Origin of the sequence: Alkanindiges illinoisensis DSM 15370, from assembly GCF_000619845.1 — a bacterium.
Classification (GTDB): domain Bacteria; phylum Pseudomonadota; class Gammaproteobacteria; order Pseudomonadales; family Moraxellaceae; genus Alkanindiges; species Alkanindiges illinoisensis.
On the sequence record NZ_JHUX01000003.1, the window covers coordinates 1009358 to 1024523 of the forward strand.

General features: G+C 46.3%; 12 protein-coding genes. 9 read left to right on the plus strand and 3 right to left on the minus strand.

What is annotated here, in order from left to right; all coding sequences use genetic code 11:
- Window positions 1–157: 157 nt before the first annotated feature.
- The 4 genes from purB to Q337_RS0105115 all read left to right on the plus strand — a co-directional run bounded on the left by purB (window position 158) and on the right by Q337_RS0105115 (window position 4418).
- Window positions 158–1555, plus strand: coding sequence for an adenylosuccinate lyase (gene purB / locus Q337_RS0105100; protein ID WP_026470678.1), 1398 nt, complete (start codon window positions 158–160; stop codon window positions 1553–1555).
- A 208-nt stretch (window positions 1556–1763) separates the two neighbouring features.
- Window positions 1764–2414, plus strand: coding sequence for a DUF2238 domain-containing protein (locus Q337_RS0105105; RefSeq protein ID WP_034279215.1), 651 nt, complete (start codon window positions 1764–1766; stop codon window positions 2412–2414).
- A gap of 14 nt (window positions 2415–2428) precedes the next feature.
- The gene (locus Q337_RS0105110) at window positions 2429–3610 is read left to right on the plus strand and encodes a ribosomal protein uL16 3-hydroxylase (protein ID WP_034279216.1); all 1182 of its coding nucleotides are present in this window, start codon (window positions 2429–2431) and stop codon (window positions 3608–3610) included.
- A gap of 97 nt (window positions 3611–3707) precedes the next feature.
- On the plus strand, window positions 3708–4418 hold the full coding sequence (locus tag Q337_RS0105115) for a DUF7931 domain-containing protein (protein ID WP_026470681.1): 711 nt from the start codon (window positions 3708–3710) through the stop codon (window positions 4416–4418).
- Between the two features lie 89 nt (window positions 4419–4507).
- On the opposite strand, the gene Q337_RS0105120 is transcribed toward Q337_RS0105115, so the two are convergent.
- From Q337_RS0105120 to ppsR, 3 genes are all read right to left on the minus strand, one after another.
- On the minus strand, window positions 4508–5509 hold the full coding sequence (locus Q337_RS0105120) for an alpha/beta hydrolase (RefSeq protein WP_026470682.1): 1002 nt from the start codon (window positions 5507–5509) through the stop codon (window positions 4508–4510).
- 335 nt (window positions 5510–5844) lie between these two features.
- Window positions 5845–7554, minus strand: coding sequence for an FMN-binding glutamate synthase family protein (locus Q337_RS0105125; RefSeq protein ID WP_084494717.1), 1710 nt, complete (start codon window positions 7552–7554; stop codon window positions 5845–5847).
- 172 nt (window positions 7555–7726) lie between these two features.
- Entirely contained in the window at window positions 7727–8563 is an 837-nt protein-coding gene (gene ppsR / locus Q337_RS0105130; protein WP_026470684.1) for a posphoenolpyruvate synthetase regulatory kinase/phosphorylase PpsR, read from the minus strand.
- A gap of 147 nt (window positions 8564–8710) precedes the next feature.
- Between ppsR and ppsA the strand changes: the two genes are divergently transcribed.
- The 5 genes from ppsA to Q337_RS0105155 all read left to right on the plus strand — a co-directional run bounded on the left by ppsA (window position 8711) and on the right by Q337_RS0105155 (window position 15162).
- The gene (ppsA, locus tag Q337_RS0105135; protein ID WP_026470685.1) at window positions 8711–11092 is read left to right on the plus strand and encodes a phosphoenolpyruvate synthase; all 2382 of its coding nucleotides are present in this window, start codon (window positions 8711–8713) and stop codon (window positions 11090–11092) included.
- A 174-nt stretch (window positions 11093–11266) separates the two neighbouring features.
- Window positions 11267–12049 (plus strand): RDD family protein, encoded by a 783-nt coding sequence (locus tag Q337_RS0105140; RefSeq protein WP_026470686.1) that lies wholly within the window; start codon window positions 11267–11269, stop codon window positions 12047–12049.
- A gap of 257 nt (window positions 12050–12306) precedes the next feature.
- Window positions 12307–12900 carry an ANTAR domain-containing response regulator gene (locus tag Q337_RS0105145; protein WP_034279217.1) on the plus strand — a complete coding sequence of 198 codons (594 nt, stop codon included), beginning with the start codon at window positions 12307–12309 and terminating at the stop codon, window positions 12898–12900.
- Window positions 12900–14057 (plus strand): CmpA/NrtA family ABC transporter substrate-binding protein, encoded by a 1158-nt coding sequence (locus Q337_RS16850; RefSeq protein ID WP_051526582.1) that lies wholly within the window; start codon window positions 12900–12902, stop codon window positions 14055–14057. Before Q337_RS0105145 ends, Q337_RS16850 begins: the two co-directional genes overlap by 1 nt.
- 91 nt (window positions 14058–14148) lie before the next feature.
- Window positions 14149–15162, plus strand: a complete 1014-nt coding sequence (locus Q337_RS0105155; protein ID WP_026470688.1) for an MBL fold metallo-hydrolase — start codon at window positions 14149–14151, stop codon at window positions 15160–15162.
- The last annotated feature ends 4 nt before the right edge of the window (window positions 15163–15166 follow it).

The following is a 15166-nucleotide window of genomic DNA, read 5'->3' on the forward strand; positions in this document are numbered from 1 at the left end:
ATTGTTATGAAATTTAGCGGTGTATTCATCTAGGTTTTGACATAAAATTCCCGGCAATTCCCAGCCTGGCTATTTTCTTGGTATTTTTGCGCCACCTTTACCTAGTCCTTAAATGTTTAGTTTTTAAATTTTGTCTGTTATTAGGAAGCAATCTCGCATGAACTCTTTAACCGCGCTTTCTCCACTTGATGGCCGTTATGCCAAAAAATGTGATGCCCTTCGCCCTTATCTTTCCGAATTTGGTTTGATTGCTGCGCGTGTTACCGTTGAGGTTCGCTGGCTACAGTCATTGGCTCGCCATGAGGGCATTGGCGAGGTTGCTCCTTTTTCTGACGCCACCAATGCCGCGCTGGATGCGATTGTCAGCAACTTCAGTGAAGATGACGCGCTACGCATTAAAACCATCGAAGCAACCACCAACCATGATGTAAAAGCAGTTGAATATTTTCTTAAGGAAAAAATTGCTAACATCGATGCATTGAAAGATGTTGGGGAATTTATCCATTTTGCCTGTACTTCAGAAGACATCAACAACCTTTCACATGCCTTAATGCTGAAAAATGGCCGTGACGTGCTGCTGGATTCCATGCGCCAGATTTGCGATGCCATTACGGCACTGGCAATCAAACATGCAGACCAGCCAATGCTGTCACGTACTCACGGACAGACTGCCAGCCCAACTACTTTGGGTAAAGAAATGGCCAATGTCGCCTATCGTCTGGCGCGTCAGATCAAGCAGTTTGAACAGGTCGAGTTACTGGGCAAAATTAATGGTGCAGTAGGCAACTACAATGCCCATCTATCAGCCTATCCAGAAGTAGACTGGGCAGCGCATGCCGAAGGTTTTGTCAATTCTCTGGGTCTGGATTTTAACCCGTATACCACTCAGATTGAGCCGCACGACTACATGGCTGAACTGTTTGATGCCCTAAAACGCTTCAATACCATTCTGATTGACTTTAACCGTGATGTCTGGGGCTATATTTCTCTGGGTTATTTCAAGCAAAAGCTCAAGGAAGGCGAAGTGGGTTCCTCTACCATGCCGCACAAGGTTAATCCAATTGACTTTGAAAATTCTGAAGGCAACCTGGGTATTGCCAATGCCGTGCTGGGTCATCTGGGCGAAAAACTCCCGGTTTCACGCTGGCAGCGCGACCTGACTGATTCTACGGTATTACGCAACATGGGTGTTGGTTTTGCCCAAAGCCTGATTGCATTTGAAGCCTGCCTAAAAGGTATTGGCAAGCTGGAACTCAACAGTGACCGCCTGCTGGCCGATCTGGATGCCTCACAGGAAGTACTGGCAGAACCCATTCAAACCGTGATGCGCCGTTATAATGTAGAGCAGCCTTATGAAAAACTCAAAAAACTCACCCGTGGTCAGGCCATGACCCGTGATGTGATGGTGAGCTTTGTACAAAGCGAGGAACTGGCTGCCGTGCCTGAAGCTGACCGTAACCGTCTGGCTGAAATGACACCTGCCAGCTATACCGGCAACGCGGCTGATCAGGTCAGAAACCTGCCACAGCTTTTAGCAAAGTTACTCAATAGCTAAGTCGTCATTTAGACTTTTTTTATAATGTATTGATGATTAAAAAGGGTGAACTGGTTTTGCCCTTTTTATACTTCTAGTCTTAAAAACTACACTAGGATATTAGCTTAGCTTTTCAATTTGACGACTCCTTATATTCTGTGAATTCTTAGTCAGCGCGCTTAAAATCTCCTTTACACAATAAACAACAATTATTCAGGATTATTCTTATATGTCTTTTTCGAGTCCTTCTGGTCAGTTTGCAAAGATTGGCCTGATGCACGGGTTATTGCTGGGAACTCTGGTTTTGGCCTGCATTATCGCCTCAATTCATCCGCTGGACTTTGAATCCTATTTACTGCATCAGGTGGGTACAGTACTGGGCGTTGCACTATTGCTATTTTTGCAATTAAAACGTGAGGTCAGCCTCATGGGTTTTACCCTGACCATTGCTTTTATATTGCTACATATTCTGGGAGCACATTATTTATATTCCTATGTGCCGTATAATGACTGGATTAAAAGCTGGCTTGGCGTTGACCTGGATCAACATTTTGGCTGGTCACGCAATATGTATGATCGCCTGATTCACTTTAGTTATGGCCTGCTGTTATTTAAAATCTGTTGTGATGTATTTTCAGCATGGCTACCTTCGGTTAAACCTTTTCAAATTGTTTTGCTGGTCATTCAGTTTATTATGGCAACCAGCATGGTTTATGAACTGATCGAATGGTGGATTGCCGTGGGGATGTCACCGGAAGCTGCCGAGAACTATAATGGTCAGCAAGGCGACATCTGGGACGCCCAGAAAGACATGGCACTGGCAACACTGGGTGCGCTTTGCGCTGCACTGATCCAGCGCTTTTATTTATGGTTTAAATAGGAAGAAGCAGTCACATGCAAAGTTTACAGGTACTGGGCGGCATTAGTGCTGCCGAATTTTTTGCTGAGTACTGGCAAAAGAAACCGCTTCTGGTCAAAAATGCCTTGCCCGATGTTAAGGGCTTACTGGTACCTGACGATATTCTGGAACTGGCACAGGAAGACGGCATCACTGCACGGTTACTGACTCAGCAGGGTGCCCAGAATGAACAGTGGCGGGTTAAAAACTCTCCGCTCAATACCAAGGATTTTAAGAAACTACCCCCGCTCTGGACATTGCTGGTACAGGCACTGGATCACTTTTCACCGGATATTGCTGCGCTTTGGCAGCATTTTGATTTTATTCCACAATGGCGTCGCGATGACATCATGGTGTCCTATGCGCCCAAAGGTGGTTCGGTAGGCCGTCATTATGATCAATATGATGTGTTTCTGGTACAGGCTTACGGCAAACGCCGCTGGCAACTGGGCCAGTATTGCACGCCTGATAGTGAACTAATCCCCAACCAGCCGCTGCGCCTGTTGCCCGATATGGATGTGCATTTTGATGAAATTCTTGAACCAGGGGATTTGCTATATGTGCCGCCTACCCTGTCGCACTATGGCGTGGCAGAAGACAACTGCCTGACTTTATCCTTTGGCTTCCGCATGCCAGACAGCACGCAATTGTTGGATCAGTTTACTGATCATCTGCTTAGCAAGCCGGATACCCAGATTCCGGTAGCTGACCTTGCTGCGCGTTCTATTCAGTCCGCAGGCGAAGTCAGCCCAACTGACCTAGCCATGTTAAAGCAGCAGGTTATTCAGTTGCTGGAAAATACCAGTTATTTTGATGAAGCGGCTTTAAGCCTGCTCACTGAAAGCAAGTATCCCGACAGTTTGCCAGAAAATGACGCCTTAACTACAGCAGAATTGCGTGAGCTACTGGATGAAGGTGCAATCATTCAGCGTGAACCGGCCACACGGCTACTGTATCGCCCTGTTGATGAGACACAACTGGAATTCTGGGCACAGGGTGAAAAACTGGATGTACCGGCCAAACTTGCTCCTGTATTAAAACGGCTGGCAGACGGTGAAACACTTAATTTGCAGTCACTGGATCTGCAATTAACAGATGCTGAAATCACTGATCAGTTATTAACCATGTTTTGTGATTTGTATGAAGATGCCATTGTGATGATTCATATTCCTGAATAAGGTTTTAGTACAATTGTGAGCAATAAATCTGGCACTTTATTGCTACAGTTTAACCATGCAAACCCATTGCGTTGGAATAGCCAGCAGGAGAATCGCAATGCATGACGCCAGTTCTACGCCGCCTGAGCAAAGCATTGGTACCGATAACCCGGCTGATGAATTAAATGATGGCATAGACTATGTTCCTGTTCAGGTGCAGGCTGATGCAAACGCCGCTCGTGTGGTGAAGATTGAGAACCCGGAAGCGCTTAAGCAAAGCAACCACCCTGCTCATTCATCTGCTCAAAAGGCTGATGAAGATTCTACTGGGGAAGAACAATCGGCAGATCAGCGAGTGGCTATTGCCGGTAAGGATGTTCTTCAGCAAGCGATGGTCAAATTGCTTGGTCTGGCCCGGCGGGAAGTCCTGATTGTGCTACCATCCATGCACGAGCTATTTGATGACGCACGAATTGGCCAGGGTTTGCTGGATTTTATCAAGCCTTCGCCCAGGCGTGAGGTTCTGATGTTGCTCAATACCCTTGCCGACCAGCAGGCTACTACCCATCAATTGATTAAACTGGCTCAGCGTATTTCCAGCCGGATACAGCTTAAACAGGCCAGCAACCTGCTGGAACCGCCAGTGATGGAATCCGATTATCTGATAGTTATAGACCGAACCCATATTTTGCGTATTGATGATATTGATAAATATTCCGGCTGGTTTGATGTCAACTTTGCCAGCCGTGCGCAAAAATACGCTGGTAGCCTGTTACAGCAATGGCCCAAGGCTAGGGAAATTACTGAATTTCGTCAGTTTAGTCTTTAGTGTTTGTTCAATCTGGCCTAGTTAAAAATATAAAAAAGATAGCACAATCAATGTACTATCTTTTTATATGGAAAATAATTAGTAAAGTTTTAAAAGTTACGATTATCGTTGGCGTTAAATGCTTTGCGTAAATTACTTACTGCAAAGTCCACTGCTTCCTTGGCTTTACCAACTGCACCTGCTAGCCCAAAAAACTCATGGGTAACACCTGCATAGCGCCGGGTATTTACCTGTACACCAGCATCTGCCAAACGCTGGGCATAGGCTTCGCCTTCATCACGTAATGGGTCAAGCTCAGCGGTAATCACAGTAGCAGGCGGTAATCCTGTCAGATCTGGCGAGCGTAATGGTGAGGCATACACATGCTCGCCTTCACTCATATCATTCAGGTAATGACCCCAGAACCATTTCATCATGGCAGCATTGAGCGGTTTGGCTTCAGCCTGCTCGGTATAGGATGGGGAATTCATCTGGCTATCTGTTACTGGATAAACCAGTAATTGTGCCACGGGCATCAGGCCACCTTCATCCTTGGCACGCAGGCACGATACAGCAGCCAAGTTACCGCCAGCACTTTCACCAGCGACTGCAACCCTGAGTGGATCGCCGTTCAGGGTTGACGCGTTCTCAAGTACCCATTGCAGCGCTGCATAGGCATCATCCACGGCGGCTGGGAACTTGTGTTCAGGTGCTTGTCGATAGGCAACCGATACCACAATGCTATCTGCTGCATTACATAAGCAACGGCAGGTTGGTTCATAGACATCCAGATTTGCAATGACCCAGCCGCCACCATGAAAATACACAATCACTGGAAATGGCCCATCCCCATCTGGTGTATATACGCGAGCCAGCACTTCGCCACTGTCCGTTGGAATTAAAATATGGTCAATGCGTCCTACAGGCTCTGGTAAGGTTGGCATAACCAGATTTTTAGAACGAACCATGGCGCTTTCAGCTGCCATTTCTTCCACTGCATTTTTGGGAGTGGGATTATTCCGGGCGTTTTCCGGCGACAATTTTTCCAGAGGTGGAGCATTAAATTTGGCCAGTTGATCTAATATAGCCTGCATTTGCGAATCAGTGTTCATGTTTTGTAGATCCAATTTTTATAAGATTATTGATCCTAAAAGTTTTTTTTCTTTATCCTGTATAAGAACCTTAAGCGATGTGACAAAATACTCAACTACTGTGCCACTTGTTTTTCAATTTTTTGTAATTAAATCATTTATTTTTAAATATTTTTTCATTATAAATTATTTTAGTCCAACTTTGGGTTTTGTTGAGTTTCCTGTAAATAGTTACTTAATTTTGCTTAAAATTACATCAAATCTCTTAATCAACATGGGATTGTTTCCTGTTTCATGGATTAAAAAGTCAGCGCAAACCTGATAATAGGCTATACAGGTTTGTATCATAATGCAGCCTATGTAAAGCTTTCAGTTAAACACTCAAAGGATTCAGCTTGCGCCTTTTTCCACATATCATGGTAAAAATTGCTGTCTGTAGTATCTTTTAGCAAATCGCCCGGTTTTAAAAAGAAGTGGATTTGCTCATAGTTTTTGATTTCCGTGGCTGAATAACGACGTACCAGATGATGCGCCTTAATATCGCATGGATGATGTAAACCTGCGGCCGCAATCATTTCTGACAGTGCATGCAAAGTATTGCGATGGTAACGGTATACCCGTTCGCCTTTATCGGTTACTACCAGTGCCTTTTGCCGCGATTCACTTTGGGTTGCAACCCCGGTTGGACATTTATTGGTATTGCAGCTTAAAGACTGAATACAACCCAGCGCAAACATAAAACCGCGTCCGGCATTAACCCAGTCGGCACCCAGTGCGAAAACCCGTGCAATATCAAAAGCACTGACAATTTTTCCTGCTGCGCCAAGCTTGATTTTATCGCGCAGCTTAACGCCTACCAGCGTATTATGCACAAACAGTAACCCTTCACGTAAAGGCGCGCCCACATGATTGGTAAATTCCAGTGGCGCTGCACCCGTACCACCTTCTGCACCATCAACCACAATAAAATCAGGCACAACACCGGTTTGCAACATGGCTTTGACAATGCCCATAAATTCCCAGGGCTGACCAATACATAACTTGAATCCTACTGGCTTGCCACCGCTTAATTCACGCAAACGCTGAATAAACGCCATCAATTGCAGCGGATTGGAAAAAGTAGAATGTCCGGCAGGGGAAATACAATCCTCTGTCATCGGGATACCGCGCACAGCAGCAATTTGCGGTGTGATTTTTTCTTTAGGCAAAATGCCGCCGTGCCCTGGTTTTGCCCCCTGGCTAATCTTGATTTCAATCATTTTTACTGACGGTAAGACAGCCTGTTTGGCAAATTTTTCCGGATCAAACTGGCCAAAGCCATCACGGCAGCCAAAATAGGCACTACCCAGCTCCCACACCAGATCACCGCCAAATTCCAGATGATAGGGGCTAATGCTGCCCTCGCCGGTATCATGCGAAAAATTGCCTTTTTTAGCGCCCTTATTTAAAGCACGAATGGCATTGGCACTTAAGCTGCCAAAACTCATGGCCGAGATATTAAAAATTGAGCAGGAATAAGGCTGTTTGCATTGTTCATTGCCAATCGTAATCCGGAAACTGTCAGGATCAGCCTGCTTGACCGGAGTAATAGACTGGCTAATAAACTCATAGTTAGTAGCATACACATCCAGCAAGGTACCAAATGGTTTTTCCGAGCTTAAATTCTTGGCGCGCTGATAAATTAGACTGCGCTGTGCCCGGGAAAAGGGTAAATAATCCTCCTCGCCTTCAAACAAATACTGTCTAAGCTCAGGACGCAGCATCTCAAACAGATAGCGAAAATGGCCAATTACCGGATAGGTACGCAATAAGGTGTGCTTTTTCTGGATTACATCATATAAACCCAGTGCGCTTAACAATACAGTAATTAGCGTTAGGCTATGCTGAATGCTGGATGAAAAAAACAGGCCTATAATATTTTCGCTATAAGGCCATGATGCAAAGCTGAGCACGGTATACAGGATGGCAATAATCCAGACCAGATAACGCATCAGAAAAGAACCAATAATGATGCTGCTGATTTGTGCCAGCACACTTCTTCCCAATCTGCTTCCGGGCTTGCTCATCAATAACCTCAAATTCTTACAACTGGCTATATTGCCTTTGAAAGAAACTATGGGTTAGTTACAGGCTGTTTTTAAATTATTGAATTGTAAGAGTAAGCAATAAAACGTTATTGGCCTGCCTGTTTATCATGTACATACAGTACAAACAGGCAGATTTTATGCAGGAAATAATTTAGCTGATACGGCGTTTTAGGCCAGTGGTTTGCAGTATGCGGGTTGAGATTTCCTCAATCGACATTTCCGACACATTTAGGTAAGGAATGCCTTCAGAAATATAAATACCCTGAATGGCGCGCAGTTCCATCTGGCATTGCTGAAAGCTGGCATAGCGACTATTGGCTTTGCGCTCACTGCGAATGGCTACCAGACGCTCAGGTTCAATCATCAGGCCAAACAGTTTTTTCTTGTGTTCCTTAAGCACCTTGGGCAAGCGGTTATCGTCAAGGTCTTCCTCGGTAATCGGATAATTGGCCACCCGGATACCAAATTGCAACGCAAGATAAATCGAGGTTGGAGTTTTGCCAGAGCGTGATACGCCAATCAAAATCAGGTCAGCCATATCATAATGACGGGTTTTAGCCCCATCATCATTGTCCAGCGCATAATGGACGGCATCAATCCGCGATTTATAGTTTTCAGAATCCACGCTGCTATGGGCATTGCCCACCTGAGGTGAAGCTTTCACATTCAATTCGGTTTCAATCTTGCTAATCAGGCCTTCAAATACGTCCAGATTGATGGCATTGGCGGTATTAATCACATCACGCACCAGCGGATCGACCAAAGTATCAAAGACTAAAGGCGGAGCACCATCACGAATTGCACACTTGTTGATTTCCTGTACCACATCCATGGCCCGCTCTTCAGTATCGACATAAGGAATAATATGTATTTCAAAATCAACGGTAGAAAATTGTGCCAACAGGGAATGACCGAGGGTTTCGGCAGTAATCGCTGTACCATCTGAAACAAAAAATACACTGCGATGCACTGCTGTTTTATCGACCATTTTAACCTCTTTAATATTTGTCTAAAGTAAACATTATCTTTATAGTAACCTGATATTTAGTAGCTGTCGCCTGTCACTATCCTGTAGGCGATGCATTCTTGTATCATTGCTGCGATCCAGTAATGTTTTTTAAATGGAGTGTCAATTTTGGAAGCGCGCGTAATTGGTTTAGAAAAGCTGGGCAAACATGACGTAGAGCAAGTGGGCGGCAAGAATGCCTCACTTGGCGAAATGATCAGTCATTTGTCCAATGCGGGTGTCAGTGTGCCGGGTGGCTTTGCAACAACAGCACAGGCCTACCGTGACTTCCTTGAACAAAGCGGCTTAAATGCAAAAATCCAGGCCGAACTTGATTCTTTAAATGTTGACGACGTTCAGGCGCTCACCGAAACCGGTGCAAAAATCCGTCAGTGGGTGATTGACACTCCCCTTATTCCTGAACTTGAACAAGAAATTCGTGAAGCATTTGCAGCCCTTGCTGGTGACAATCCAGACATTGCCGTTGCAGTACGCTCCTCTGCAACTGCTGAAGATTTGCCGGATGCTTCGTTTGCCGGCCAGCAGGAAACCTTCCTGAATATCCGTGGCATTGACAATGTGCTGGTTGCCGTTAAGGAAGTATTTGCCTCGCTGTTTAATGACCGTGCGATTGCCTATCGCGTGCATCAGGGCTATGCGCATTCCAACGTGGCACTGTCTGCCGGTATCCAGCGCATGGTTCGCTCTGAGACTGGTGCAGCAGGCGTCATGTTTACGCTGGATACCGAATCCGGCTTCCGTGATGTGGTGTTTATTACCGCCTCTTATGGTTTAGGCGAAATGGTGGTGCAAGGTGCCGTAAACCCGGATGAATTCTATCTTTCCAAGCCATTGCTGGAAAATGGCAAGCTGGCCGTAGTACGCCGTAATCTGGGCAGCAAGCACCAGAAAATGATTTATGGCGAAACTGGTGTTACCGGCAAATCTACGGTGATTGTGGATGTTGAAAAACAGGAACGTCATCAGTTTGCCTTGAATGACCATGAGCTGACCGAGCTGGCCAAGCAAGCGCTGATTATTGAAAAACACTATGGCGCACCGATGGATATCGAGTGGGCCAAAGATGGCGATGATGGCAAGCTGTACATTGTTCAGGCGCGTCCTGAAACGGTAAAAAGCCGTCAAAACGTTGGCACCATGGAGCGCTACCTGCTTAAGCAAAAAGGCAATGTGCTGTGCGAAGGCCGTTCGATTGGCCAGCGCATTGGTTCCGGCAAGGTGCGTGTGGTCACGTCCATCAAGGAAATGGACAAGGTCCAACCGGGTGACGTGCTGGTATCCGACATGACTGATCCCGACTGGGAACCAGTGATGAAGCGCGCTTCCGCAATTGTGACCAATCGTGGGGGACGTACCTGTCACGCAGCAATTATTGCCCGTGAACTGGGTGTGCCAGCCATTGTAGGTTGTGGTAATGCCACCGAAGTGCTCACCGAAGATCAGGCAGTGACCGTTTCCTGTGCCGAAGGCGATACTGGCTATATTTATGAAGGTGCACTGGACTTTGAAATTCAGCGTAACTCCATTGAATCCATGCCACCGCTACCGTTCAAGATCATGATGAATGTTGGTAATCCGGATCGCGCGTTTGACTTTGCCCAGATTCCCAATCAGGGTATTGGTCTTGCACGCCTTGAGTTCATCATCAACCGCATGATTGGCGTACACCCCAAGGCACTGCTGAACATTGAAAGCCTGCCGCGTGAAACCCGTGCTGCCGTGATGGCACGCACTTGTGGCTATGCCTCGCCAATTGACTTTTATGTAGAAAAACTGGTGGAAGGTATTTCAACACTGGCTGCTGCCTTTGCCGACAAGCCTGTGATTGTGCGCATGTCCGACTTTAAGTCCAATGAATATGCCAACCTGATTGGCGGCAAGCTGTACGAACCAGAAGAAGAAAACCCGATGCTGGGTTTCCGTGGTGCCAGCCGTTATGTATCGGACAACTTCCGTGACTGCTTTGAGCTGGAATGCCGTGCGTTGAAAAAAGTGCGTGATGAAATGGGCCTGACCAACGTCAAGATCATGATTCCGTTTGTACGTACCGTGGGTGAAGCTGCTCGCGTGATTGAACTGTTGGCTGCCAACGGCCTGCGCCGTGGTGAAAATGGCCTGGAAATCATCATGATGTGCGAATTGCCAACCAATGCGCTATTGGCTGACAAATTCCTCGAGCATTTTGACGGCTTCTCGATTGGTTCCAACGACTTAACCCAGTTAACCCTGGGTCTGGATCGTGATTCCGGCATTGTATCGCACCTGTTTGATGAGCGTGATGAAGCTGTAAAAACCTTACTATCCATGGCAATTCAAGCTTGTAATAAAGCAGGCAAATATATTGGCATTTGCGGTCAAGGCCCATCTGACCACCCTGATCTCGCGCTATGGCTGATGGAACAGGGCATTGATTCGGTTTCCCTGAATCCGGATTCTGTACTGGAAACCTGGTTCTTCCTTGCTGAAGATCAGGCCAATAAAGGCGCTTAACAGCATTTGCCGATGGGCATTGCAACCTTGATGCCCCGCTTACTCAGGCACAATCTTATATAGAGCTTAATCTGGCCTGAGTAAGTTCAAAATTCTTTTCTTAATGACCCATGCCAATGGGTCTTTTTCATTAAAATAACGCAAAGTCACTTTCTAGCTTTAAGGTTTAACACAATGCAAATTTATCTGGCACGTAACAATGAACAGGCTGGCCCGTATAGTCTGGAACAGGTCAACCAGATGCTCGCAAGTGGACAAGTGGTTCTCACCGATCTGGCCTGGCATGAAGGCATGAGCGAATGGAAACCGCTAGGTGATCTCACCAGCGGACAACTGGTCTATCAACCTAGCCTGTCGCCGTTTCAAAATCAATCAGGAACTACAACGACGCCATCAAGCCAGCAAAATAAAAGTGCGTGGGCTAACCATAACCAGTCAGCACGCAGCACAGTGGCATTTCAACTGGCTTCTGTGAATAAGCGCATACTGGCCAAAATTATTGATATTTTATTATTGTGGCTACCCAGCTCTTTTATTTTCAGCCAGTTTATTAGTCCTGAATTCATGCGCCAATATCAGGCAATTGCCGGGCAGTCTGTGATGCCTACGCCTACCCAACAGGAGCAAATGCTGAACCTGCTAGGAACTTTACCCTCTACTGCATACTGGGCTGTTGGCATTTATGCCTTGCTGTACTTTGCCGGACAGGCGTTTCTGCTTTATAAAAGTGGGCAATCTGTAGGCAAAAAAGCCCTGAAAATTAAAATTATTGATGAGCAGAATGGCCAGATTCCACTGCTCACTCGCAGCTTTTTGATCCGCTCTATTGTGTTTATCCTCATTAACTACTTTGCTTTCTTTTTTATCATTATTGATTTTGCCTTTATCTTCTCTGAGCGGCGCCGCACCCTGCATGATCGTCTGGCAAAAACGCTGGTAGTAGATGCTAATAATTAATCTAAAAACATTATCAATTGCTTTAACGGCATAGTTATTGCTTTTTAAAATATAATGAATAGGGATAAATTCTGCTGCTTTTTATGAGATAGCAGAATTTATCCCTTTTTTACCAGACTGTGTAAACCGAAAGTCTATTGCAGGCAATGCCGCCTTAAAATAAATGATGAATTTGAGCCTGTTTGATTCACCAATGACGCTGAATCGTGCATTTTTAAGCGCTAGCCACCACTTTGGTGCAGCCAGTTGGAGAAATCATGTCGTTACGCATCATCCTGATTGATGACGATATTAGTCGTGCAGCCTTTTTAACCGAAACTCTGGCCGCTGCCAGCTATACCGTGGTTGCCCAGCTTTCCGCACAGGACAATCTTGTTGACGTGGTTGAGCGACTAGATGCCGATATTGTGCTGGTAGATATGGATAACCCGGCGCGTGACATGCTGGAAAACTGCGCCCATATGACTGCACGGGCACCACGCCCCATTGTCCTGTTTACTAAACAATCTGACCCACAAACCATTAGTGATGCGGTTCGTGCCGGAGTTACGGCTTACATTGTGGATGGTATTGATGCCCAGCGCCTAAAACCAATTCTGGATGTGGCCATTGCCCAGTTTAAGGAGCACCAGAAACTGCTGGCAGATCTGGATGATACCCGCACCCGTCTGGCGGATCGCCGTGACATAGACCGGGCCAAGGCCATTTTAATGCGTTTAAAACAACTAGACGAAAATGCAGCCTATGCCCTACTGCGAAAAAATGCCATGGCTAAGCGCATCACGCTAGGTGAGGCAGCGCGCACTGTACTGGCGGCAGCCGAGCTGCTTGATCATCAGGGAGAACACTAATGCAAACAAGCATGCAAGCACTGGAAAAAACTCAGGTTACTATTGGCTTTATGCCCTTGCTGGATTCTGCGCCGATTATCTGGGCATGGCATCGTGGTTTTTTTAAGCAGTTTGGCCTTGAGGTCACTTTGGCTAAGGAAGTGTCATGGGCCAGCTTGCGTGACCGTCTGGCCTATGGGGCACTGGATGCCGCCCAATGTCTGGCGCCCATGATTCTGGCAGCTAATCTGGGTGCTGATCAGGTGGGCGTGCCTTTTGTCAGTGCCCTAACCCTGTCTGAAAACTGGGCAGCCATTAGTATTTCATCGCAGCTAGCACAGCAGCTGGATATAGACTACCAGCACAGCACCCCGCGCGACACTGCACAGGCATTGCAACAGCTGGTTCAGCAAGGCCAGACGCTTAAACTGGCGCATGTGTTCCAGTTTTCATTGCATCATTACCTGTTGCGTGAATGGTTGTCGCTAGCTGATCTGGACGACACATCAATTGAATTTTGCACTGTGCCGCCCGCACAAATGGTTGATCACCTGCAAACTGGCCGTATTGATGGCTTTTGCGTGGGTGAACCATGGAATACCGCCGCCGTATCATCAGGCATTGGACAGGTAGTGACCAATGCGCAAGCTATCTGGCCACATGGTGCCGACAAGGTATTAGGCGTGACGCAAGCTTGGGCACAGCGCAATCCCAATACGCATCGGGTGCTGGTGGCGGCACTATTAAAGGCACAATATGAACTGGCCACCCAGACCCACTATGCCGAACTGTTTAAAATACTCGAACAATTAAATATACTGGAACTACCGGAAAGCTGGCTAAATGCTGCGCTAGATGGCTTTAGTGCCGGTAATCCAGCACGCTTCCTGACGGGGTTAAACGCACGGCCCAAGCCAGCAGATTATGCATGGGTCAGCTTGCAAATTATTCGTTGGCAACAATGGCAGCAGCCGATTAATCTGGCCAGCCTGTCGCAAGAATCGTGTGATATGGCCTGCTTTGATGAAGCCTATGCGTTATTGAGCCACCAGGAAAAGCTGCCTGAACCGTTAAGTCAATCTAGTTTGCAAAAACATACCATTGATATCCGGCAGGCAATCAGTTATTTAATCAGCAAAGGCTGGACTCATGAGGCCGCTGAAAAAATATTGATGTGATAAGCTTGATCTGATAACAAAGAAAGTATTGTCTGTTGTTAACTTCACTTGTTTAATTTCCCAACATTTAACCTATAAACAGAGTAAATAAATGAAATTATTAAAAACATCACTTGCCTTAATGTTGATTGGCCTAAGTACCTGGGGACAAGCGGTAACCCCGTTAAATCCCCAAAACGCCAACAATCCGCCTTTGGCCACTAAACAGGTGGCTGGTTTTTATCATATTCCACTGGATCGTTTTCAGGTGACTGCCCTGTATGATGGTTATGTGAACTTACCGACCACTATTTTTAAAGGGGAAAAACCGGCCACACTGGAAAATTTGTTAACGTCTGGCTATATTGACTACAAGAACGGCATTCAGACATCCGTTAATGCATATCTGGTTAATACAGGTTCGCATCTGGTGCTCATTGATAGTGGGGCTGCCAAGTGTTTTGGCGATGCCTTAGGCTCCATTGAAGAGAATATTCAAGCTGCCGGCTATCGCCCAGACCAGATTGATACCGTATTACTGACGCATTTACACCCTGATCATGCGTGTGGCATTAGTCCTGTTGAAGGGCAAAAAGCATTTAAAAATTCGACCGTCTATGTCAATAAACTCGAGGCTGACTTCTGGTTAAATCCAGCTAACCTGCAAAAATATCCTCCAGCAAAACAGGCGATGTTCAAGGATGCCTTTGCAACGACTGCTCGCGTGCTCAAGCCGTATCAGGACAGCCAGCAATATAAAACCTATCAGGCTGGCGATACAATTATTGATGGCATTAAAGTTATTCCCACCTATGGTCATACCGTAGGACATACCAGCTATCTGGTAGAGTCGGGTCAGCAACAGCTACTGGTTCTGGGTGATGTGGTACATAATCATACCTTGCAGTTCCAGCGTCCTGATATTAATCTGGATTTTGACTTTGATGCCAAACAGGCCATTCAAATTCGCCAGCAACAATTCGGTGAAGCGGCCAAAACAGGTCGTCTGGTTGCTGGTGCACATCTGCCATTTCCGGGTATTGGCCACATTCGTCAGCTTGGCAAAAACCGCTTTGAATGGCTCCCGGTTGACTATAGTCCGGTGCTAAAACCTGCCCAGCCTTAACTTT